General features: G+C 71.3%; 19 protein-coding genes. 15 read left to right on the forward strand and 4 right to left on the reverse strand.

All coding sequences use genetic code 11. The features are described from left to right. The first annotated feature begins 35 nt into the window (after positions 1 to 35). Genes GGQ83_RS10910 through GGQ83_RS10925 form a run of 4 tightly spaced genes read left to right on the forward strand, consistent with a single transcriptional unit; the run spans position 36 to position 3,054 of the window. Positions 36 to 332, forward strand: coding sequence for an acyl carrier protein (locus tag GGQ83_RS10910; RefSeq protein WP_184383848.1), 297 nt, complete (start codon positions 36 to 38; stop codon positions 330 to 332). A 3-nt stretch (positions 333 to 335) separates the two neighbouring features. Beyond that, on the forward strand, positions 336 to 785 hold the full coding sequence (locus GGQ83_RS10915; RefSeq protein ID WP_184383850.1) for a 3-hydroxyacyl-ACP dehydratase FabZ family protein: 450 nt from the start codon (positions 336 to 338) through the stop codon (positions 783 to 785). Beyond that, complete coding sequence (locus GGQ83_RS10920; protein ID WP_184383852.1) at positions 782 to 1,840, forward strand: beta-ketoacyl-ACP synthase; 1,059 nt, start codon at positions 782 to 784, stop codon at positions 1,838 to 1,840. Before GGQ83_RS10915 ends, GGQ83_RS10920 begins: the two co-directional genes overlap by 4 nt. Further along, positions 1,840 to 3,054: a beta-ketoacyl synthase N-terminal-like domain-containing protein gene (locus tag GGQ83_RS10925; protein WP_207018122.1), complete on the forward strand. Its 1,215-nt coding sequence runs from the start codon at positions 1,840 to 1,842 to the stop codon at positions 3,052 to 3,054. The genes GGQ83_RS10920 and GGQ83_RS10925 overlap by 1 nt, the downstream gene beginning before the upstream one ends. 154 nt (positions 3,055 to 3,208) lie before the next feature. On the opposite strand, the gene leuB is transcribed toward GGQ83_RS10925, so the two are convergent. The 4 genes from leuB to GGQ83_RS10945 are packed head-to-tail and all read right to left on the reverse strand — an operon-like array spanning position 3,209 to position 7,222. Further along, a complete protein-coding gene (leuB, locus tag GGQ83_RS10930) occupies positions 3,209 to 4,297 on the reverse strand; it encodes a 3-isopropylmalate dehydrogenase (RefSeq protein WP_184383856.1) in 1,089 nt (362 codons plus the stop codon). Then, positions 4,294 to 4,917 (reverse strand): 3-isopropylmalate dehydratase small subunit, encoded by a 624-nt coding sequence (leuD, locus tag GGQ83_RS10935; RefSeq protein ID WP_184384350.1) that lies wholly within the window; start codon positions 4,915 to 4,917, stop codon positions 4,294 to 4,296. Before leuD ends, leuB begins: the two co-directional genes overlap by 4 nt. A gap of 5 nt (positions 4,918 to 4,922) precedes the next feature. Then, positions 4,923 to 6,320, reverse strand: coding sequence for a 3-isopropylmalate dehydratase large subunit (leuC, locus tag GGQ83_RS10940; protein WP_184383858.1), 1,398 nt, complete (start codon positions 6,318 to 6,320; stop codon positions 4,923 to 4,925). 32 nt (positions 6,321 to 6,352) lie between these two features. Next, complete coding sequence (locus tag GGQ83_RS10945) at positions 6,353 to 7,222, reverse strand: ABC transporter substrate-binding protein (RefSeq protein ID WP_184383860.1); 870 nt, start codon at positions 7,220 to 7,222, stop codon at positions 6,353 to 6,355. A 123-nt stretch (positions 7,223 to 7,345) separates the two neighbouring features. Here GGQ83_RS10945 and GGQ83_RS10950 point away from each other — a divergent pair, with 123 nt between their 5' ends. From GGQ83_RS10950 to GGQ83_RS11005, 11 genes are all read left to right on the forward strand, one after another. Next, positions 7,346 to 8,290: a Bug family tripartite tricarboxylate transporter substrate binding protein gene (locus GGQ83_RS10950; protein ID WP_184383862.1), complete on the forward strand. Its 945-nt coding sequence runs from the start codon at positions 7,346 to 7,348 to the stop codon at positions 8,288 to 8,290. Positions 8,291 to 8,352: 62 nt separating this feature from the next. Then, positions 8,353 to 9,084, forward strand: coding sequence for an SDR family NAD(P)-dependent oxidoreductase (locus GGQ83_RS10955; RefSeq protein ID WP_184383864.1), 732 nt, complete (start codon positions 8,353 to 8,355; stop codon positions 9,082 to 9,084). Between the two features lie 67 nt (positions 9,085 to 9,151). After that, entirely contained in the window at positions 9,152 to 10,357 is a 1,206-nt protein-coding gene (locus GGQ83_RS10960; protein WP_184383866.1) for an acyl-CoA dehydrogenase family protein, read from the forward strand. Further along, positions 10,350 to 11,696, forward strand: coding sequence for a phosphotransferase (locus GGQ83_RS10965; RefSeq protein ID WP_242535068.1), 1,347 nt, complete (start codon positions 10,350 to 10,352; stop codon positions 11,694 to 11,696). Before GGQ83_RS10960 ends, GGQ83_RS10965 begins: the two co-directional genes overlap by 8 nt. Positions 11,697 to 11,761: 65 nt before the next feature. Then, the gene (locus tag GGQ83_RS10975) at positions 11,762 to 12,889 is read left to right on the forward strand and encodes a CaiB/BaiF CoA transferase family protein (RefSeq protein WP_184383868.1); all 1,128 of its coding nucleotides are present in this window, start codon (positions 11,762 to 11,764) and stop codon (positions 12,887 to 12,889) included. A gap of 29 nt (positions 12,890 to 12,918) precedes the next feature. After that, positions 12,919 to 14,085 carry an acyl-CoA dehydrogenase family protein gene (locus GGQ83_RS10980; protein ID WP_184383870.1) on the forward strand — a complete coding sequence of 389 codons (1,167 nt, stop codon included), beginning with the start codon at positions 12,919 to 12,921 and terminating at the stop codon, positions 14,083 to 14,085. Positions 14,086 to 14,116: 31 nt separating this feature from the next. Beyond that, the gene (locus GGQ83_RS10985; protein WP_184383872.1) at positions 14,117 to 15,076 is read left to right on the forward strand and encodes a tripartite tricarboxylate transporter substrate binding protein; all 960 of its coding nucleotides are present in this window, start codon (positions 14,117 to 14,119) and stop codon (positions 15,074 to 15,076) included. Positions 15,077 to 15,086: 10 nt separating this feature from the next. Beyond that, positions 15,087 to 16,046 (forward strand): tripartite tricarboxylate transporter substrate binding protein, encoded by a 960-nt coding sequence (locus GGQ83_RS10990; RefSeq protein ID WP_184383874.1) that lies wholly within the window; start codon positions 15,087 to 15,089, stop codon positions 16,044 to 16,046. Beyond that, complete coding sequence (locus GGQ83_RS10995; protein ID WP_184383876.1) at positions 16,046 to 16,927, forward strand: SDR family oxidoreductase; 882 nt, start codon at positions 16,046 to 16,048, stop codon at positions 16,925 to 16,927. Before GGQ83_RS10990 ends, GGQ83_RS10995 begins: the two co-directional genes overlap by 1 nt. A 115-nt stretch (positions 16,928 to 17,042) precedes the next feature. Then, entirely contained in the window at positions 17,043 to 18,857 is a 1,815-nt protein-coding gene (locus GGQ83_RS11000; protein ID WP_207018133.1) for a CocE/NonD family hydrolase, read from the forward strand. Between the two features lie 5 nt (positions 18,858 to 18,862). After that, on the forward strand, positions 18,863 to 19,852 hold the full coding sequence (locus GGQ83_RS11005; protein WP_207018135.1) for a Bug family tripartite tricarboxylate transporter substrate binding protein: 990 nt from the start codon (positions 18,863 to 18,865) through the stop codon (positions 19,850 to 19,852). Positions 19,853 to 19,865: the final 13 nt, after the last annotated feature.

A 19,865-nucleotide genomic window follows, 5' to 3' on the forward strand; every position in this document is an offset into this window, starting at 1 on the left:
GACAGCGCCTCATTCCCAATACGGAGCCCGTCGCCATGTCCTCGGCGCCGCCTGCCAATGCCTTCGACACCATCGCGGAGATCATCGCCGAGACGGCGAATGTGGACCGCGCGAAGATCACGCCCGAGGCGCATGTCATCAATGACCTGGGCATCGACAGCCTCGACTTCCTCGACATCGTCTTCGAGATCGACAAGCGCTTCGGCGTGAAGGTGCCGGTCGAGGCCTGGACCGAGCAGGTCAATTCCGGCAAGGCCCCGGCCGAGCAGTTCTTCGTGATGGGCAGCCTGGCCACGCGCATCGAGGAACTCGTGGCCGCCAAGCAGGGCTGAGCCTTGCGCCTCGAATATTTCGAGATGGTGGACCGCGTGCTGGAGCGCGAGGCGGACCGCCTCGTGGCGCTGGCGCGCGTGCCCGAGGAAAGCCCCGTCTTCGAGGGTCATTTCCCCGGCTTCCCCCTGCTGCCCGGCGTGCTGATGGTGGAGGCCATGGCCCAGACCGCCGGCTGGCTGGTCGTGGCGCGGCATGGCTTCACCCGCATGGCCGTGCTGGCCAAGGTGAGCGAGGCCAAGCTGCGCGGCATGGTCAGGCCCGGCGCGGAACTGACCGTGACGGCCGAGCTGATCCATGACGGTTCGGGCTATGCCGTGCTGCGGGGCGCGGTGAACGAGGGCACTCCCCGCGTGGCCGAGGCGGAACTCACCCTCAAGACCCTGGCCTTCCCCGCCCCCGGGCTGGAACCCGCGCTGCGGGCGCGCGCCACCGCCATTGGCCTGCTGCCATGACGCCCGTCATGGTGACGGGGGTGGGCCTCATCTCCAGCCATGGCGAGGGGCGCGGCGTGCATACCCCCCTCCTGGCCGGCGGCGCGGCCCCCGTGCTGGCGCGCGCCAAGGATGCGCCCTGCGACATCCATCCCACCCCCGAATTGCCGCTGGACCGCTTCATCCCGCGCCGCGAGATGCGGCAGATGGAGCCCTGGCAGCGCATCGGCGTGCACGCGGCCGGCATCGCCATCGAGGAGGCCGGGCTCAAGCCCCAGGTCGCCCGCATGGATGTGACGGTGGCCGCCGGCGGGGGCGAGCGCGACGCCGCGCTGGACGCCGCCATCCTGGCCGCGAAGCCTGGCCCGGCCGGGGTCCACAAGATGCTGCTGGAGGGGCTGCGGCCCACCCTGTTCCTGGCGCAATTGCCCAATTTGCTGGCGGGCTCCATCTCCATCACCCATGGCGTGGCGGGCTCCTCCCGCACCCTGATGGGCGAGGAGGTGGCCGGCGCCGAGGCCGCGCGCGTGGCGGCACGGCGCGTGGCGGCCGGCACCTCGCCCCTGGCCCTGACGGGCGCGGCCATGACCAGCGACCGGCCGGAGCTGCTGCTGCTCTATGGCTTCGGCGGCGCGCTGCACCAGGGCCCCTGGGCGCCGCTGCCCGAACGCCAGGGCATGGTGCTGGGCTCGGTCGCCGCCTTCCTGACGCTGGAGCCGGAAGGCGCCAACCCCGCCCCGCTGGCGCGGCTCACCGCCATCGAGACCAGCCAGGGCCGGCCCGAGGGGCGCGTGGCGCGGCTGCGCGCGCTGCTGGGCCGCATGGGGGCGGCGCCGGACATGATCATCTCCACCGCCTCCGGCGCGCCCGCCGCCACGGCGGATGAACTGGCCGCCCTGCCCCGCGCGCCCGACCTCTTCACGGCCGACCTCTTCGGCCATTCGGCCGAGGCCGCCTTCCCGGCGGGCCTGGCGCTGGCCACATACGCGATCGCCGAGGGGCGCGCGCGGCGCGTCCTGGTCACGGGGTGCGGACAATGGCGCGGCGAGGCCGCGGCGGTGCTGGAGGCGATCTGATGCGTGTGGCGGTCACGGGAATCGGGATGGTCACGGCGGTGGGCCGGGACGCGGCGTCGAGCTGGGCCGCCATCCGTGCCGGGCGCTCCGGCGTGCGCGACATCACGCGCTTCGACACCACAGGAATGAAGGCGCGGGTCGCCGCCTGCGTGGACTATCCGGAAGACGCTTCCGGCACGCCGCTGGTCGCGCCCGAACGCCTGCGTCGCATGGGTGAGGCCGCCATCGCCGAGGCGCTGGCCCAGGCGGGGCTGTCGGGCCCCTTCCCCGGCCCGCTCTGCTTCGGCCTGCCGCCCGTCGAGATCGAATGGCCGCAGCGCCTGGCCTTGGGCGCGCCGGACCATGCGGGAATGATCGCAGCCGGCGCCGGGATCGCCAGTCATTACCAGGACTTCCTGCTGGGCGGCGTGGCCACCTGGCTTGCCGAGCGCTTCGAGACCCAGGGCGTGCCCCAGGCCGTGACCACCGCCTGCGCCTCCGGCGCCTCCGCCATCCAGCTCGCCATCGAGGCCATCCGGCGCGGCGAGGCGGATTGCGCCATCGCGGGCGGGGCCGAGGCCTCGCTGCAGCCCGAGGCCTTCATCCGCTTCGGCCTGTTGCAGGCGCTGTCCGGCCGCAACGAGCCGCCCGAGGCGGTCTCGCGCCCCTTCACCAAGTCGCGCGACGGCTTCGTGATGGGCGATGGCGCGGGGGCGCTGGTGCTGGAGAGCGAGGCCCATGCCCGCGCGCGGGGTGCGACCATCCTGGGCTATATCCTGGGCGTGGGCGAGGCGGCGGACACCTTCCACCGCACCCGCTCCTCGCCGGACGGGCATGCCATCGTGGCGGCCATGGAGCGCGCGCTGGCCGATGCGGGGCTGACGCCAAGGGATGTTGGCTACATCAACGCCCATGGCACCTCCACGCCCGAGAACGACAAGATGGAGACGCTGGCGGCAAAGCTGGTGTTTGGCGCCGAGGCTGCGCCGCCCATTTCCTCGACCAAGTCCATGATCGGCCACACGCTCTCGGCCGCGGGCGCGATCGAGGCGGGCGTGTGCCTGCTCGCCCTGCGGGACCAGTTCCTGCCGCCCACCATCAACCAGGACGACCCGGACCCCGAGATCGGCATGGACACGGTGCCGGTGGGAAGGCCGCATGGGTTCCGGGCGGCGCTGTCGAACAGCTTCGGGTTCGGTGGGCAGAATGTGTGCGTGGTGGTGGGCGCGGCCTGAGCTGAACAGCTGATTCAGCGCTTCGGCTCCGCCTTCACGCATCAGGCAATGTCATTGAGCGACTGATTCAGCGCTCCGGCTCCGCCTGCGCGCATCAGGCAATGTCATTGAGCGACTGATTCAGCGCTCCGGCTCCGCCTGCGCGCATCAGGCGCTATAGACACCCCAACACCGCATCCCCCATCGCCGCCGTCCCCAGCACCGCCTCGCCGGGCGCCGCGATGTCCGCCGTGCGGGCGCCCTGCGCCAGGGCGCGCTCCACCGCGGCTTCCAGATGCGCCGCATCCTCGGGCCGCCCGGCACTCCAGCGCAGCAGCAGCGCCACCGAGAGGATGGACCCCAGCGGGTTCGCCACCCCCTGCCCCGCGATGTCGGGCGCCGAGCCATGCACCGGCTCATAGAGCGCGCGCCGGCGCCCCGACGCGTCCGGCGCGGACAGTGACGCCGAGGGCAGCATGCCCAGGCTGCCGATGATGGCGCCCGCCGCGTCGCTCAGCAGGTCACCGAACAGGTTGTCGGTCACGATCACGTCGAAGCGGCGCGGGCTGCGCGCCAGCTGCATCGCGCAATTGTCGGCCAGCATGTGTTCCAGCGTCACATCCGGGAATTCGCGCGCGTGCAGCGCGCCCACCACCTGGCGCCACAGCGCGCCGGCCTCCATCACATTGGCCTTGTCCACGCTGGTGACGTGGTTGCGCCGCGTGCGCGCCAGCTCGAAGGCGAAGCGGGCGGCGCGGGTGATCTGCGCCTCGGTGTAGCTGTGGGTGTTGATGCCGCGCCTGGTTCCATCCGGCAGCGTCTCCACCCCGCGCGGCTCACCGAAATAGATGCCGGCGGTCAGTTCGCGCACGAAGATCAGGTCCACATGCTCGGTGATGCGGGGCTTGTAGGGGCTGGCCTCGGTCAGCGCCGCCGGCATCTTCACGGGCCGGAGATTGGCGAAGAGGTCCAGCGCGCCCCGCATCCGCAGCAGCGATCCCTTGCGGCGTTCCTCGGGCGGCACGGCGGCGGCCTGGTCCAGGCTGCCCGTGGCGCCGAAGAGGATGGCGTCGGCACCCAGGATTTGCGCCCAGGTCTCGTCGGGCATCATGGTGCCGTGGCGGCGCCAGTTCTCCATGCCGAAAGTGCGGTGGGTGATGTCGAGCGCGAGGCCACGGTGGCGCGCGAACCAATCCAGCACGCGCAGGCCCTGTTCCGTGACCTCGGTGCCCACGCCATCCCCGGGCAGGACGAGCAGCTTCACGCCACGCTCTCCCAGGCCCAGCCGCGCGCGGCCTTGTCGCGCGCCTTCCAGGCGGCGATGGCGTCGGCCTGCTTCAGCGTCATGGCGATGTCGTCGAGGCCCTGCAGCATCGCCTCCTTCTTGCGGCCATCCACCTGGAAGGGGATTTCGCGGCCGGTGGGGCTCACCACCACCTGCCGCGCGAGGTCCACGGTGGTGCGGGCATTGCCGGGGCTGGCCTCGGTGTCCTCCGCGATGCGGCGGATCTCCTCGATGGGCAGGCGCACGGGCAGCAGCCCGTTCTGGAAGCAGTTGGCGAAGAAGATGTCACCGAAGCTGGGCGCGATGACGCAGCGCACGCCCATGCCCATCAGCGCCCAGACCGCGCCCTCGCGCGAGGACCCGCAGCCGAAATTCTCGGCGGCGAGCATGATGGGGCTGCCGCGATAGGGTTCGCGGTTCGGCACGAAGTCCATGTTGTCGGTGCCGTCGGCATTGTAGCGCAGGCGTTCGAAGGCGTAGGGGCCGAGGCCGTCGCGTCCCGTGCCCACCAGGCGCTGGATGGGGATGATGACATCCGTGTCCACATTGGCCGCCATCAGCGGGATGGCGGGACCGGTGACGGTGGTGAAGCTCTGCATGCCCATCAGAAATTCCTCACATCCACGATGCTGCCGGCCAGCGCCGCCGCCGCCGCCATGGCGGGCGAGGCCAGATGTGTGCGCGCCCCCGTGCCCTGGCGCCCCACGAAGTTGCGGTTGGAGGTGGAGACGCAGCGCGCCCCGGGCGGCACCGCCTCGCCATTGGCCGAAACACACAGGGCACAGCCCGGTTCCCGCCATTCGAAGCCGGCTTCGAGGAAGCGGTGGTGCAGGCCCTCCGCCTCGGCTTCCGCCTTCACCTTCTCGCTGCCCGGCACCACCCAGGCGGTGACGTGCGGGGCGCGCTTGCGGCCGCGCAGCACCTCGGCCGCCGCGCGCAGATCGCTCACGCGGGAATTGGTGCAGGAGCCGATGAAGACCCAGTCCACCTTGGTGCCGATGAGGGGCTGGCCGGGCTCAAGCCCCATGTAGCGCAGCGCCGCTTCCCAGGATTTCGCGCGGGCGGCGTCGGGGGCTTCCTCGGGACGGGGCACATGGCCGGTGACGTCGGCCACCTGCTCGGGGCTGGTGCCCCAGGTGATCTGCGGCGCGATGCTGGCCATCTCGATCACCTCGTCGCGGGTGAAGCGGGCGTCCGCATCGGAGGGCAGCTTGCGCCAATCGGCCAGCGCCGCTTCCCAGGCGCGGCCCTTGGGCGCGAAGTCGCGGCCGGCCAGGTATTCGAAGGTGGTGTCGTCGGGCGCCACCATGCCGACCTTGGCCCCCATCTCGATGGAGAGGTTGCACAGCGTCAGCCGCTCCTCCAGCGACATGGCGCGCACCGCGCTGCCCCCATACTCCATCGCCATGCCCGTGCCCGCCGCCGCGCCGAAGCGGCCGATGGCGGCGAGGATCATGTCCTTGGCCGTGACCCCCGGCGGCCGCGCGCCCTCGAAGCGGATGCGGAAACTCCCCGGGCGGCGCTGCGGCAAGGTCTGCGTGGCCAGCGCGTGGCTGAGCTCGCTGGCGCCGATGCCAAAGGCCATCGCCCCCACGCCGCCATTGGTGCAGGTGTGGCTGTCGCCGCAGGCGAGCGTCAGGCCGGGCAGCACGATGGCCATCTCGGGTGCGATGACATGCACGATGCCATTGCCGCGCTGCCCCAGGTCGAACATCCGCACGCCTTCCGCCGCGCAGCGGGCGCGCAGGCTGCGGAGCAGCTTCGCACCGACGGGGAAGGTCTCGGCGGTGCGGCCGGGCGCGGAGCTGACGGCGTGGTCCGGCGTGGCGAAGACGTGGCGCGGCTCGGCCACCTTGTAGCCGGCCTCCGCGACCTCCTCCATGGCGCGGCCGCCCGAGAGGTCATGCACCAGGATGCGGTCGAGATAGAGCAGCGACCAGCCCTCGCCGAGATCGGCGACGACGTGCTGGTCCCAGATGCGGTCGAACATGGTGGTGGGCATTCCGGCTTCCTCCCCCGGTCGTGTCGGGTGTTTCAGGCGAGCGCGCGGCGCACGATCGCGTCATCCACGCAATGCGCGTAGCCGGGCGCACGGCGGATGGCGCCGGCGGTGAGCATGTGCCGCTCCAGCCGTTCGAAGGGCTCGGGCGGGAAATGCGGCGTGGTGGTCCAGATGCCGAGGTCGAGATAGCGCGCGATGGCGCGTTCCATCACGGCCTGATCCAGCTCCGGGAAATAGGGGCGGATGGTGGCGGCGATGGCGGCGGGCCCGGCGGCGTGGAACCAGCTTTGCGTCGTGGCCAGCGCGCGGATCATCGCCATGAACTCCGGCGCGAACTCCGCGATGTTGGCCGCGGTCGAATAGAAGGTGGTGTAGCTGGTGGGTCCACGCGACGCGCAGGCGTGCCAGACATGGCCCGTGCCCGCCATTTCCATTTGCGAGACCAGCGGCTCGAACACCTGCGCGACGTCGAGGCGGCCTTCCGCCACGGCGGCCGCGTTCTCGGCCATGGAACGGTCGGTGACGCGGGAGAGCGTGGTGGGGTCGAGCCCCGCCTGGCGCACATCCTCCTGCAAGGCCCACCAGGGCGTGGGCACCTCGGCCACCGTGCCGAGCGTCATCCCCGCGAGGTCCCGCAGCGTGAAGCCGGGGCGCGGCTCGCGGCCCACCAGCAGGAAGGGGTCGCCCAATATGGCCGCGCCGAAATTGCGCAGCGGGCAGGCAGGGTCGGCGTCATGCGCGAGCAGGATGCGCATGGGCCCGCCCCAGGCGAGATGCGCGGCCCCGCCCAGCACGCTGTCCTTCGCGAGCGAGGGCACCTCGCCCGGCAGCACGCGCACCGTGACGCCTTCCGCCGCATAGGCGTCGCGCGCGAGCGCGGCGTAGTAGGGCGCATAAAACAATGCGCGGAATGGTTCTTGCAGATTGATGTGGCGCGGCGTGCTCATGGCGTTAGTGTCGCCCAGGCACGCCGAAACGCAAGATGAGGAACTGATTTCATGCCGCTTCCGTCTTCTTCCCGTCGCATGCTGCTGGGTGCCTCCGCCGCGCTGGCGCTTCCCTCCCTCGCCCGCGCGCAGGCCGCCTATCCCAACCGCCCCGTGCGCATGCTGATCCCGGTGGGCGTGGGCGGCGTGACCGATGTGGTGGGGCGCATCATGGCGGAAGCCATGCAGGCGGCGCTCGGCCAGCCCGTCGTGCCGGAGAACCTGGTGGGCGCGGGCAGCCGCGTGGGCGCCGCGGGTTTCCACCGCCTGCCCAATGACGGCTACACGGTCTTCATCGGCACCAACAACCACCCGGTGATGCAGGCGATCGACCCGAACTTCGCCCACCACCCGGTGACTGATTTCGAGCCGATCTCGCTCGTCGCGCAGCAGCCCTTCGTGCTGGCGGTGCATCCCGACGTGCCGGCCCATGACTTGCCCAGCCTGCTCACCTGGCTGCGCGCCCAGGGCGAGCGCGCGAATTTCGGCACGGCCGCGCCGGGTGCGACCAACTACATGGCGGGCGCGCTGTTCCAGCAATTGTCGGAGACGAGCTTCACCCTCGTGCCCTACCGCACCGCGGCCCAGGCGGTGGCGGACCTGCTGGCCGGGCGCATGCAGCTGTCCATCGACAGCCCCACGCTGATGATGCCGCTGATCCGCGACGGGCGCCTGCGCGCCATCGCGGTGACGAGCGAGGGGCCGTCGGCGCTGGTGCCCAACCTGCCGCCCATCGCCACCGCCCTGCCCGGCTATGCGCTGGTGGCCTGGCAGGTGCTGTTCCTGCGCCCCGGCGCGCCGGAGGACGCCAAGCGCATCCTGACCGAAACCGCTGCCCGCGTGCTGCGCGACCCCGCCGTGCTGGAGAAGCTGCGCGGCGCGAATGTCGAGCCCTGGCCCGACGCCACCCCCGCGGCCGCCGCCCGCCATGTGGCGCGCGAGGTGGAGGTCTGGGCGCCCATCGCCGCGCGCATCCCGCGCTGAGGGCCGCTTGACCTCTCGCGCCGCGCGGCCAAACCTCCCTGGAGTGATGGGGAGGGGCGGCCATGTTTTCGCTGCAAGGAAAGCGCGCGCTGGTGACGGGGGCGAGCGGCCTGTTGGGCGCGCATTTCGCCCGCGTGCTGCGCGGCGCGGGGGCCGAGGTGGTGCTGGCCGCGCGGCGCCCCGATTCCTGCGCCGCACTCGCCGCTGAACTGGGCGCCACGGTGGTGGCGCTGGACGTGCAGGCAACCGACAGCGTGGCGCCCGCCTTCGACGCCGCGGGCCGCGTGGACATATTGGTGAACAATGCCGGTATCGCGGCCACGCGCGGCTTCCTCGAACACAGCCTGGACGATTTCGACCGCGTGCTGGAGGTGAACCTGCGTGGCGCCTTCCTGGTGGGCCAGGAGGCGGCGCGGCGCATGGCCGCCGCCAAGACGGGTGGGTCCATCATCAACATCGCGTCCGTGCTGGGCGCGCGGATCATTCCCGGTGTGGCGGGCTATACGGCGGCCAAGGCGGGCCTGATCCACCTGACGCGGCAGATGGCCGTGGAACTGGCGCGCCACAACATCCGCGTGAACGCCATCGCGCCGGGCTACATCGCCTCCGACATCAACGCCGAATTCTTCGCGACCGAGGCCGGGCAGGCCATGGTCAAGCGCATCCCGCAGCGGCGCCTGGGCAACCCCGATGATCTCAGCGGGCCCCTGCTGCTGCTCGCCTCCGACGCCGGCCGCCACATGACGGGCAGCGTGGTCACGGTGGATGGCGGGCATTCCGTGAACCCCCTTTAGGGCATATCGCGCCGGGCCGATGGCGGCCCGGCGCGTGAAGATGCCCGCAAGACATAGGACGTTCCAGATGGACTTCACCCTCGACCCCCGCAGCGAAGCCAAGCGCCAGGCCGTGCGCCAATTCGTGCAGGACCGGCTGATCCCGCTGGAGGCCAACCGCGCGAACTATGACGAGCACGAGAACATCGCCCCCGCCCTGCTCAAGACCCTGCGTGCGGAGGTGAAGGCGGCGGGGCTGTGGTGCCTGCAACTGCCCGAGGAGATCGGCGGCCAGGGCCTGCCCTTCACCGGCATGGCCGCCTGCTACGAGGAGATGAACCGCTCCATCTTCGGCCCCGTCTGCTTCAATTCGGCCGCGCCCGATGACGGCAACATGATGGTGATGAACAAGGTCGGCACCCCCGCCCAGAAGGAATGGTGGATGATGCCGGTGGTGCGGGGCGAGGTGCAGTCCAGCTTCGCCATGACCGAGCCCGAGGGCGCGGGCAGCGATCCGGGCATGACGCTGACGCGCGCCGAGCGCGTGGGCAATGACCGCTGGCGCATCTTCGGCCGCAAGTGGTTCATCACGGGTGCCGGCGAGAGCAAGCACTTCATCGTGATGGCGCGCACCAGCGACGACGCGCGCAAGGGGCTGACGGCCTTCCTCTTCCACGCCGACCAGCCCGGCTGGAAGATCGAGCGGCGCATCCCGATCATGGGCCCCGAGGAACATGGCGGGCATTGCGAGATCACCTTCGACGGGCTCGAAATCCCCGACGAGAACGTGGTGATGGGCGTGGGCGACGGGCTGAAGCTGACGCAGATCCGGCTTGGCCCGGCACGTCTCACGCACTGCATGCGCTGGACGGGCCTGGGGCGCCGCGCGCTGGAGATCGCCATGGCGCGCATCGAGCAGCGCCACGCCTTCGGGCAGAAGCTCGCCGACAAGGAGAGCATCCAGATGATGGTGGGTGAGGCGGCGATGCAGCTCGACATCTCGCGGATGCTGACCATGCGCGCGGCCTGGAAGCTCGACCAGGGGGATTTCGCGCGCAAGGAGATCAGCACGGCGAAGATCGTCGCCGCCGACGCGCTGCACCGGGCGGCCGACACGGCGCTGCAATTGCTGGGTGCCCGCGGCTATTCCAAGGACACCATCGTGGAGTGGATCTATCGCTACGCCCGCCAGGCGCGGCTGGTGGATGGCGCGTCGGAGGTGCACCGCATGGTGATCGCCAACTTCCTCCGCCGGGAGGGCGGCGAGTATTTCGGCTGGCGCACCCATGGATGAGGCGCGGCTGGCGGCGTGGCTGAGCGAGGCGGCGGGTGCGCCTGTTGCGATCCGCGCGGCGTCGCTGCTGACGGGCGGCGCCATCCAGCAGAACTGGGCGCTGTCCGTGACGCGCGGCAGCGCGCAAGAGGAGTGGGTGCTGCGGACGGACAATGCCGCCACGCTGGCCGTCTCCCTGCCGCGGCTGGAGGAATTCGCGCTGTTCCAGGCGGCGCATGCGGCGGGTGTGACGGTGCCCGAGCCGCTGTTTGCCTGTGCCGACACCTCCGTGCTGGGTGCGCCCTTCTTCGTGATGCGCCGTGTGGCGGGCAGCGCCACCGCGCACAGGCTGGCCAAGGCCGCCGCCGCGCAGGGGGGCGATGACGCGCTGGTGGCATCGCTGGGCCGCGAACTCGCGCGCATCCATCGCATCACCCCGCCGCGCGCGGAGCTGGGCTTCCTGGGCGACCCGCCCGCCGACCCGGCGCTGGCCTTCGTGGCCAGCATGCGCGCGCGGCTGGACGCCGCCGGCACGCCGCGCCCGGTGATGGAATGGGGGCTGGAGGCCATGGCCCGCCACGCGCCGCCGCCCCTGCCGCCCGTGCTGAACCACAATGACTTCCGCACCGGCAACATCATGGTCGAAGGCGGGCGGCTCACGGCCGTGCTGGATTGGGAATTCGCCGCCTGGGGCGACCCGCATGCCGATCTCGGCTGGTTCTGCGCGCCCTGCTGGCGCTTCGGCAACCGGGCGCTGGAGGCCGGCGGCCTCGGGTCGCGCGCCGCCTTCCTGGCGGGCTATGCGGAAGAGGCGGGCGCGGCGCCCGACCCCGACCGCCTGCCCTTCTGGGAACTGGCGGCGACGATCCGCTGGGCGGTCATCGCGGCGGACCAGGGGGCGCGGCATCTCTCGGGGCGGGAGCGCGGGCTGGAACTGGCGCTGACGGCGCAGATCGTGCCGGAACTCGAACTCGACATCCTGGCGCAGGTGGACGGGCTGGACGGCGTTGCGGTGCAGCCCACTGCACCGGAAGCGGTGCCGCGCCACGCGCCCTCACCCCTGCTGGAGGCGCCGGACGCGGCCGATCTTCTCGCCACCGCGCGCGAGGCGCTGCTGGGCAAGCTGCTGCCCGCCCTGCCGCCCGCGCTGCACTACGAGGCGCGGATGGCGGCCAATGCCATCGCCATCGCCTCACGCGCCATCGGCGTGGCGCCGGACGACGCCCCGGACCTCGCGGCGCTGGCCGCCGGCATCCGCGCGGGCACGGAACGCGGGCCGCAGGTGCGCGCCCTGCTGCGCCGCCTCACTGATCTGCGCTGCGCCATCAGCAACCCACGCGCCCTCGGCGTGGCACAGTAATCCGCGCGCCATGGGCGCGATATATTCCGCGCGCCACAGGCGCGACACAACAGGAGAGAAACGACATGGGTCCATTGCGCGGCGTGAAGGTGCTGGAGATGGCGGGCATCGGCCCCGGCCCCTTCTGCGCGATGCTGCTGGCCGACCTGGGCGCCACGGTGATCCGCGTCGAGCGCCCCGACGGTCCGCCCGGCGACCGGCGCGACGTGGTGATGCGCGGCCGCCGCTCGCTCGCTTTGGACCTGAAGAACCCCAAGGCGGTGGAGGCCGTGCTGCGCCTCGCCGAACAATCCGACGTGCTGATCGAGGGCTTCCGCCCCGGCGTGATGGAGCGCCTGGGCCTCGGCCCCGAGGCGGTGCGCGGCCGCAATCCGCGCCTGATCTATGGCCGCATGACGGGCTGGGGGCAGGATGGCCCCATGGCCAAGCTAGCGGGCCATGACATCAACTACATCGCGCTGACCGGCGCGCTGCACGCCATGGGCCGGGCCGGCGAGCCCCCTGCGCCCCCGCTCAACCTGGTGGGCGATTACGGCGGCGGCGGCATGCTGCTGGCCATGGGCATCATGGCGGCCCTGGTCGAGCGTGGAACGAGCGGCGAGGGCCAGGTGGTGGACGCCGCCATGGTGGATGGCGCGGCCCTGCTGATGGCGCCCATCTTCGGCATGAAGGCGCGCGGGCGCTGGGGTTCGGCGCGCGGCGCCAATTTCCTGGACGGCGCCGCCAGCTTCTATGACAGCTATGCATGCGCCTGTGGCGGCTATGTCGCCGTCGGCCCCATCGAGCCGCAATTCTTCGCGGAGATGCTGGCGCGCATGGGTCTCGATGCCGCGGCCTTCGAGGACCGGATGAGCCCCAGCCGCTGGCCGGCCCACAAATCCATCCTGGCCGAGGCCTTCCGCGCCCGCACGCGCGACGAATGGGCGGCGGTGTTCGCCGACAGCGATGGCTGCGTGGCGCCCATCCTCTCCATGGAGGAGGCGCCTTCCCACCCGCACAACGCCGCGCGCGGCACCTTCGTGGAGCGGGACGGCGCCGTGCAGCCCGCCCCGGCCCCGCGCTTCTCGCGCACGCCCGGCGCAATCGGCGCGCCGCCGGCCCTGAAGGGGGAGCACAGCCGTCAGGTCCTGGCGGAATTCGGATTCGCCCCGGAAGAGATCGAAGCCCTCGCGCCCGCCGCAAGCCCGCGCTAGCCTCGCGCCCAAGAACCGGAGGAACTTCGATGGACACCAATGCCGCCGCCGCGCGCCCCTTCCGGGCCCGCGACATCTTCTCGACCGATCACGAGATGTTCCGCGACCAGGTGCGCCGCTTCGTGGAGCGCGAGGTCGCCCCCCACCACCGCGATTGGGAACATGCCGGCGTGGTGCCGCGCGAGCTTTGGCGGAAGGCCGGCGAACAGGGCCTGCTCTGCACCATGCTGCCGGAGGAGCTGGGCGGCGCGGGCGGGGATTTCGGCCATGCCTGCATCGTGCTGGAGGAACTGGCGCGGGTGAATGCCTCGGGTGTCGCCTTCCAGCTCCATTCGGACATCGTGGTGCCCTACATCCAGCACTACGCCACACCTGAGAAGCGGGCGGAATGGCTGCCGAAGATGGTCTCGGGCGAGATGATCGGCGCCATCGCCATGACCGAACCCGGAATGGGCAGCGACCTCAAGGCCGTCCGCACCTCGGCGGTGCGCGATGGCGATGAGTGGGTGATCAACGGCTCCAAGACCTTCATCTCCAGCGGGCAGAATGCGGGGCTCGTCATCGTGGTCTGCCGCACGGATCCGGAAGCCGGGCGGCGCGGCATGTCGCTGATCTGCGTGGAGGAAGGGACACCCGGCTTCACCCGCGGCCGCAACCTCGAAAAGATCGGCATGCACGCCCAGGACACGAGCGAGCTGTTCTTCGAGGATGTGCGCGTGCCCGCCGCCAATCTGCTGGGCGAGCTGAACATGGGCTTCCGCCAGCTCATGCACCAGCTGCCGCAGGAGCGCCTGATCATCGCGGTGCGCTGCGGCATCAGCATGGAGACCATGCTGCAGAAGACCGTCGAATACACCAAGCAGCGCCAGATCTTCGGCCAGACGGTGTTCGACTTCCAGGTGCACCGCTTCAAGCTGGCCCAGGCCAAGGCCGAGATCGGCATGTTCCGCGTCTATCTGGACGACTGCATCGCCCGCCACATGAAGGGCGAGCTTTCGGCCGAGGAGGCGGCGGCGGTGAAGCTGCTGGGCACCGAGATGCAGAACCGCCTGCTGGATGATTTCCTGCAGATGCATGGCGGCTATGGCTACATGGCCGAATACGAGATCGGCCGCGCCTGGGCCGATGCGCGGGTGGGCCGGATCTATGGCGGCTCCTCCGAGGTGATGCGCGAGATCATCGCGCGCACGCTGTAAGAACGAAAAAAACATACAGGGAGAACGTCACATGAACCGTCGCAAGCTGCTGCTGGCAGGGCTGGCCGCGCCCGCGCTCGCCCCCGGCCTCGCCGCCGCGCAGGCCTTCCCGAGCCGCCCCATCACGCTGCTGGTGCCCTTCCCACCGGGTGGGGCCACCGACATCCAGATGCGCAGCTTCGCCGAGGCCGCCACGCGCGCCTTCGGCGTGAACGTCATCACGGAAAATCGTCCCGGCGCGGGCGCCACGCTCTCGGCCGCCACGGTCGCGCGCGCGCGGCCCGATGGCTACACCATCGCGCAATTCCCGCTGCCGGCCATGCGCCTGCCCTTCATGCAGCGCATGGCCTTCAACCCGCGCACCGACTTCACGCCCATCATGCACCTGACGGGCTATCTCTTCATCATGTGCGTGCGCGGCGACAGCCCCTATCGCACATGGGCCGACCTGGTGGCCGATGCGCGGCGCCGCCCGGGCGAGGTCCGCATCGGCAACACCGGCGCCAATGGCACGCCGCATCTGGCCAACATCGACATCGCCATGCGCGCCAACCTCGACATCATCCACGTGCCCTTCCGGGGCGAGGGCGATGCCATCCCGGCCCTTCTGGGCGGCCACATCGAGGCGACCGCCAGCGGCTCCGGCCCGCTGCCGCTCATCGCCGAGGGGCGGCTGCGCGCGCTGAACGTCTGGACGCGCGAACGCTCGCGCCGCCTGCCCGAGGTGCCCACGCTGCTGGAACTGGGCTTCCAGGACATGGTCATCACCTCGCCCTACGGGCTGGTGGGCCCCGCGGGCATGGACCCCGAGGTGGTGGAGAAGCTGCACCAGGGCTTCCGCACCGCGCTGAACGACCCCGCGCACCTCGCCACGCTGGAGCGCCTCGACATGCCGGTGGAATACCTGAACCCCACCGACTACGGCGCCTTCATCCAGCGCACCGTGAACGAGGAAGAGGCCCGCGTGACGCGCCTCGGCCTGCGCGGCTGAGGGCGTGGGCATGAACCGCCGCAAGCTGCTGCTGGCCGGCCTCGCCGCGCCGGCCTTCGCCCCCGGCCTCGCCGCCGCGCAGAGCTTCCCGAGCCGGCCCATCACCCTGCTGGTGCCCTTCCCGCCCGGCGGGTCCACCGACATCCAGATGCGCGCCTTCGCCGAGGCCGCGACGCGCGCCTTCGGCGTGAACGTCATCACGGAAAACCGGCCGGGCGCGGGGGCCACGCTCTCGGCCGCCGCCATGCTGCGGACGCCGCCCGATGGCTACACCATCGCGCAGCTTCCCCTGCCCGCGCTGCGCCTGCCCTTCATGCAGCGCATGGCCTTCAACCCGCGCACGGACTTCACGCCCATCATCCACCTGACGGGCTACCTGTTCATGATGTGCTTGCGCCAGGACAGCCCCTACCAGAGCTGGGCGGACCTGGTGGCCGATTGCCGCCGCCGCCCGGGCGAGGTGCGCTGGGGCAACACCGGCGCCAATGGCACGCCGCACCTGACGCTCGTGGACATCGCGCAGCGCGAGAACCTGGACGTCATCCACGTCCCCTTCCGCGGCGAGGCGGACAGCACGCCCAACATCCTGGGCGGCCATATCGAGGCGGCGGCGACGGGTTCCGGCCCGCTCACCCTCATCGCGCAGGGGCGGATGCGGGCGCTGAACGTCTGGTCGCGCAACCGCTCGGCCAAGGTCCCCGAGGTGCCGACGCTGACGGAGCTGGGCTACGAGAACATGGTCGTCACCTCGCCCTATGGGCTGGTGGGGCCACGCGGCATGAACCCCGAGATCGTCCACCGCCTGCACGAGGGCTTCCGCGCGGCCCTGCACGACCCCGCGCACCTGGCCACGCTGGAGCGGATCGACATGCCCCTCGAATACCTCAACACCGACGACTACGCGGCCTTCATGGCCCGCACGACGGATGAGGAAGAGGCGCGCGTGAACCGCCTCGGGCTGCGCATGTGATGTTCGCACCCGATTTCATGGCGGGGCAGCGCGTCCTCGTCACCGGGGGCGGATCGGGGCTCGGCCGGATGATGGCCGAGTTCCTGCTGGCCCATGGCGCCGAGGTGGAAATCTGGGGCCGGCGCGCGCCGGTGCTGGAGGAGGCCTGCGGCGAGCTCAACGCCACCCACCCCGGCCGCGCGCGCTTCCAGGCGGTGGACATCAAGGACGCCGACGCGGTGGAGGCGGCCATCGCGGCCAGCTTCGCGGCCGGGCATGGCCCCACGCGCCTCATCAACAACGCGGCGGGCAACTTCATCTCCCGCACCGAGGATCTGTCGCATCGCGGCTTCCGCGCGGTGTCGGACATCGTCTTCAACGGGACCTTCCATGTCACCCATGCGCTGGGCAAGCGCTGGATCAGCGAGGGCACGGGCGGCGCCATCGTCACCATCCTCGTCACCTGGATCTGGACGGGTTCGCCCTTCGTGGTGCCGTCGGCCATGTCCAAGGCGGGGCTGGACGCCATGACGAAGTCGCTCGCCATCGAGTGGGGGCGGCATGGCATCCGGCTCAACGGCATCGCACCCGGCCTGATCCCGACCGAGGGCATGCTCGCGCGCATCCGCCCCGGCGAGAACGACCCCGCCGCCAAGTGGAATGCGCGCAACCCGCTGGGCCGCACCGGCACGCCCGAGGATATCGGCCGCCTCGCCGCCTTCCTGCTGAGCGATGGCGCGGGCTGGATCACGGGGCAGACCGTGGCACTCGATGGCGGGCAGTGGCTGGCCAACGGCGCGGGTTCCTACACGGAATACCTGGCCTGGGGCGACGCGGAATGGGCCGAGGCGCGCGAACGCATCAAGGCCCGCAACGCGGCGGACAAGGCGCAGCGCGCGTAGGCGCCTCGGCCAGGGAGACGGCCCCTCCGCGACGGCAACAAGCGCCACGCGGGAGGGTTCTCCCCCCTCTGGAGCCATGGCAGTCTTCGCGCCCAACGCGAGGATTGCAAGCAACGTGGCCGATGCCGATCTGAACACTTCCGCCTGGCGCGTTCCGCCCACGCGCTACCTCGCCGGGCGGCCGGCGGAGCACGCACTGCCGGCGCGGCCGCTCTCCCTCTACGTGACGATGCGCGATGGCTGCCGCCTCGCGCTGGACGCCTGGGTGCCCGAGGGCGTCTCCGGCCCCGTGCCGGCCGTGCTGGTCCACACGCCCTATTACCGCCGCTTCGCCATGAAGCCGGGCGGCCAGGGCGAGGCCTGCCCGAACGCCGCGAAGTTCCGCGACGCGCTGGTGCCGCGCGGCTATGCGCTGGTGGTGGTGGACATCCGCGGCACGGGGGCAAGCTTCGGCACGCGCGACAGCTTCCGCTCCCCGCGCGAGATGGAGGATGCGCGCGAGATCGCGGACTGGATCGTGGCGCAGCCCTGGTCGGATGGGCGGATCGGCGCCACCGGCATCTCCTACCCCGGCGCGGCGTCGGACTTCCTGGCCGGCACCGGCCACCCCGCGGTGCGCGCCATCATGCCGCTGCACGCCGTCTGGGACACCTGGGCCGACCACTACTACCCGGGCGGCATCCTGCTGAACCGCCTGGCGCAGGTCTATGACGAGCTGATGGTCGCGATGGACCATGACCGCCGCGACCTGCTCTCCAAGGTGAGCTATTTCGCCAACCCCGACCTGGCCGGTCCCGCACCGGTGGACGAGGACACGGATGGCAGCCTGCTGCGCGCGGCCATCGCGCAGCACCAGGGCAATTTCCGCATGCCCGACTTCATCACCGACCTGCCCTTCCGCGAGGAGGCGCTGCCGCATGACGCGGGCTTCTCCTCCGCCAATATCAGCCCCTATTCCGTCTCGGGCCGCATCCCGAAGGATGTGGCGGTCTATGCCGTCTCGGGCTGGCTCGATGGCGCGGGCTACGCCAATTCCTCCATCGCGCGCTACCTCACCATGCAGGGCAACCCGACGCACCTGCTGCTCGGCCCCTGGGACCATGGCGCGCGCTGCAACGTCTCGCCCTGGCGCGCGCGGGTGGAGCCGGAATTCGCCCTGCTGGGCGAGATGCTGCGCTTCTTCGACGAATACCTGATGGGCCGTGACACCGGCCTGCGCGAGGAGGCGCCCATCCACTTCTTCGCCATGCATGGCGAAGCCTGGCAGTCCGCCACGCAATGGCCGCCGGTGCCGGAAACCACGCGGATGCACTTCGCGCCCGGCTCGCTGCAGGCGACGCCAGGTGCCGACGCCACGGCCGGGCACGCGACCGACTTCGGCTGGGGCTCGGGCCACGGCACGCGCTATGAGCGCATCGCCGCCATCAACTCGCTCGACTACCACACCGACTGGCAGGAACGTCAGGCGGCGCTGCCCGCCTATGACAGCGCGCCCTTCACACAGGACATGGAACTGACCGGCCATGCCGTCGCGGACCTGATGCTGGCCTCGAGCGAGGTGGACGCCGCCATCCTCTGCTACCTCTCCGAGGTCGAGGCGGATGGCACGGTGCGCTATGTCACCGAGGGCCTGCTGCGCGCGCTGCACCGCAAGGAGGCGCCCTGCCCGCCCAATTACCGCTGCACCTGGCCGTTCCGCAGCTTCGCGCGCGCCGACGCGGCACCGCTGGTGCCCGGGGTGGCCGAGCGCATCCGCATCCCGCTGCTACCCACCGCATGGGTGTTCCGCGCGGGCTCGCGGCTGCGCTTCTCGCTGGCCGGTGCGGACGCCCATCACCTCAAGCAGATCCCGCACGGCCGCCCGCCGGTGCTGACCCTTCACCTCGGCCAATGCGCGCTCGACCTGCCGCTCGGCCCCTTCCAGGAGTGACCCCGATGAGCCCGACCCGCCGCGCCCTGCTGGCCTCCCCCTTGGCCCTGCCGCTGGCGAGCCCCGCGCTGCTGCCCGCAGCCCAGGCGCAGGGCACCTTCCCCGCCCGCCCGCTGCGCATGGTGCTGCCGCAGCCGCCGGGCTCGGCCAATGACGCGGTGGCGCGCGTGATCGCGGAGCCCATGTCGCGCGTGCTGGGCCAGCCCGTGGTCGTCGAGAACCGGCCCGGCGCGAACGGCATCGTCGCCATCAACTTCCTGAAGCAGCAGGCGCCGGACGGGACGGCCATGCTGCTCTCGGGCGTGTCGCAGCTTTCCTTCAACCCGCACCTCTACCCGAACCTGCCCTATGATCCGGTGCGCGACTTCACCTATGTGGCGCCCGTCACGGACGCGCCCTTCATCCTGCTCGCCAGCAAGCGCTCCGGCATCACCAGCGTGGCGCAACTGCTGGAGCGCGCGCGGGCGGCGCCGGAGCGGATCACCTATGCGAGTGCGGGCATCGGCAACTCCACGCATCTCTCGGTGGAGATGATCGCCGACCGCGCCGGCGTGCGCTTCACCCATGTGCCCTATTCCGGCACCGCCCAGGCGCTGACCAGCGTGATCTCGGGCGAGACGGACATCATGATCATCGTGCTGGCCGTCGCGCTGGGCCAGGTCCGCGCGGGGGCCATCACCCCGCTGGCCCTCGTGGCACCCCGGCGCCTGCCCTTCCTGCCGGATCTGCCCACCCAGGCCGAGGCCGGCATCGACGCGCCCATCATGCCAGGATGGTTCGGATTGCTGGGCCCGGCCGGCGTGCCGGAACCGGTGGTCAACACGGTCAACGCCGCCGTCCAGTCCGCCTTGAATGACGCCAATGTGCAGCGGCGCCTGGCCGAGGTGGTGCTGGTGCTCATCCCGGGCTCTCCCGCCGACCTGCTGGCCCGCATGCGCCAGGACAGCGAGGTCTGGGGCCAGTTCATCCGCGCCCGCGGGCTGCGCCCCGAGTAGTGGCGGGCGGCGC

The sequence above is a fragment of the Roseococcus suduntuyensis genome (assembly GCF_014196305.1).
GTDB lineage: Bacteria > Pseudomonadota > Alphaproteobacteria > Acetobacterales > Acetobacteraceae > Roseococcus > Roseococcus suduntuyensis.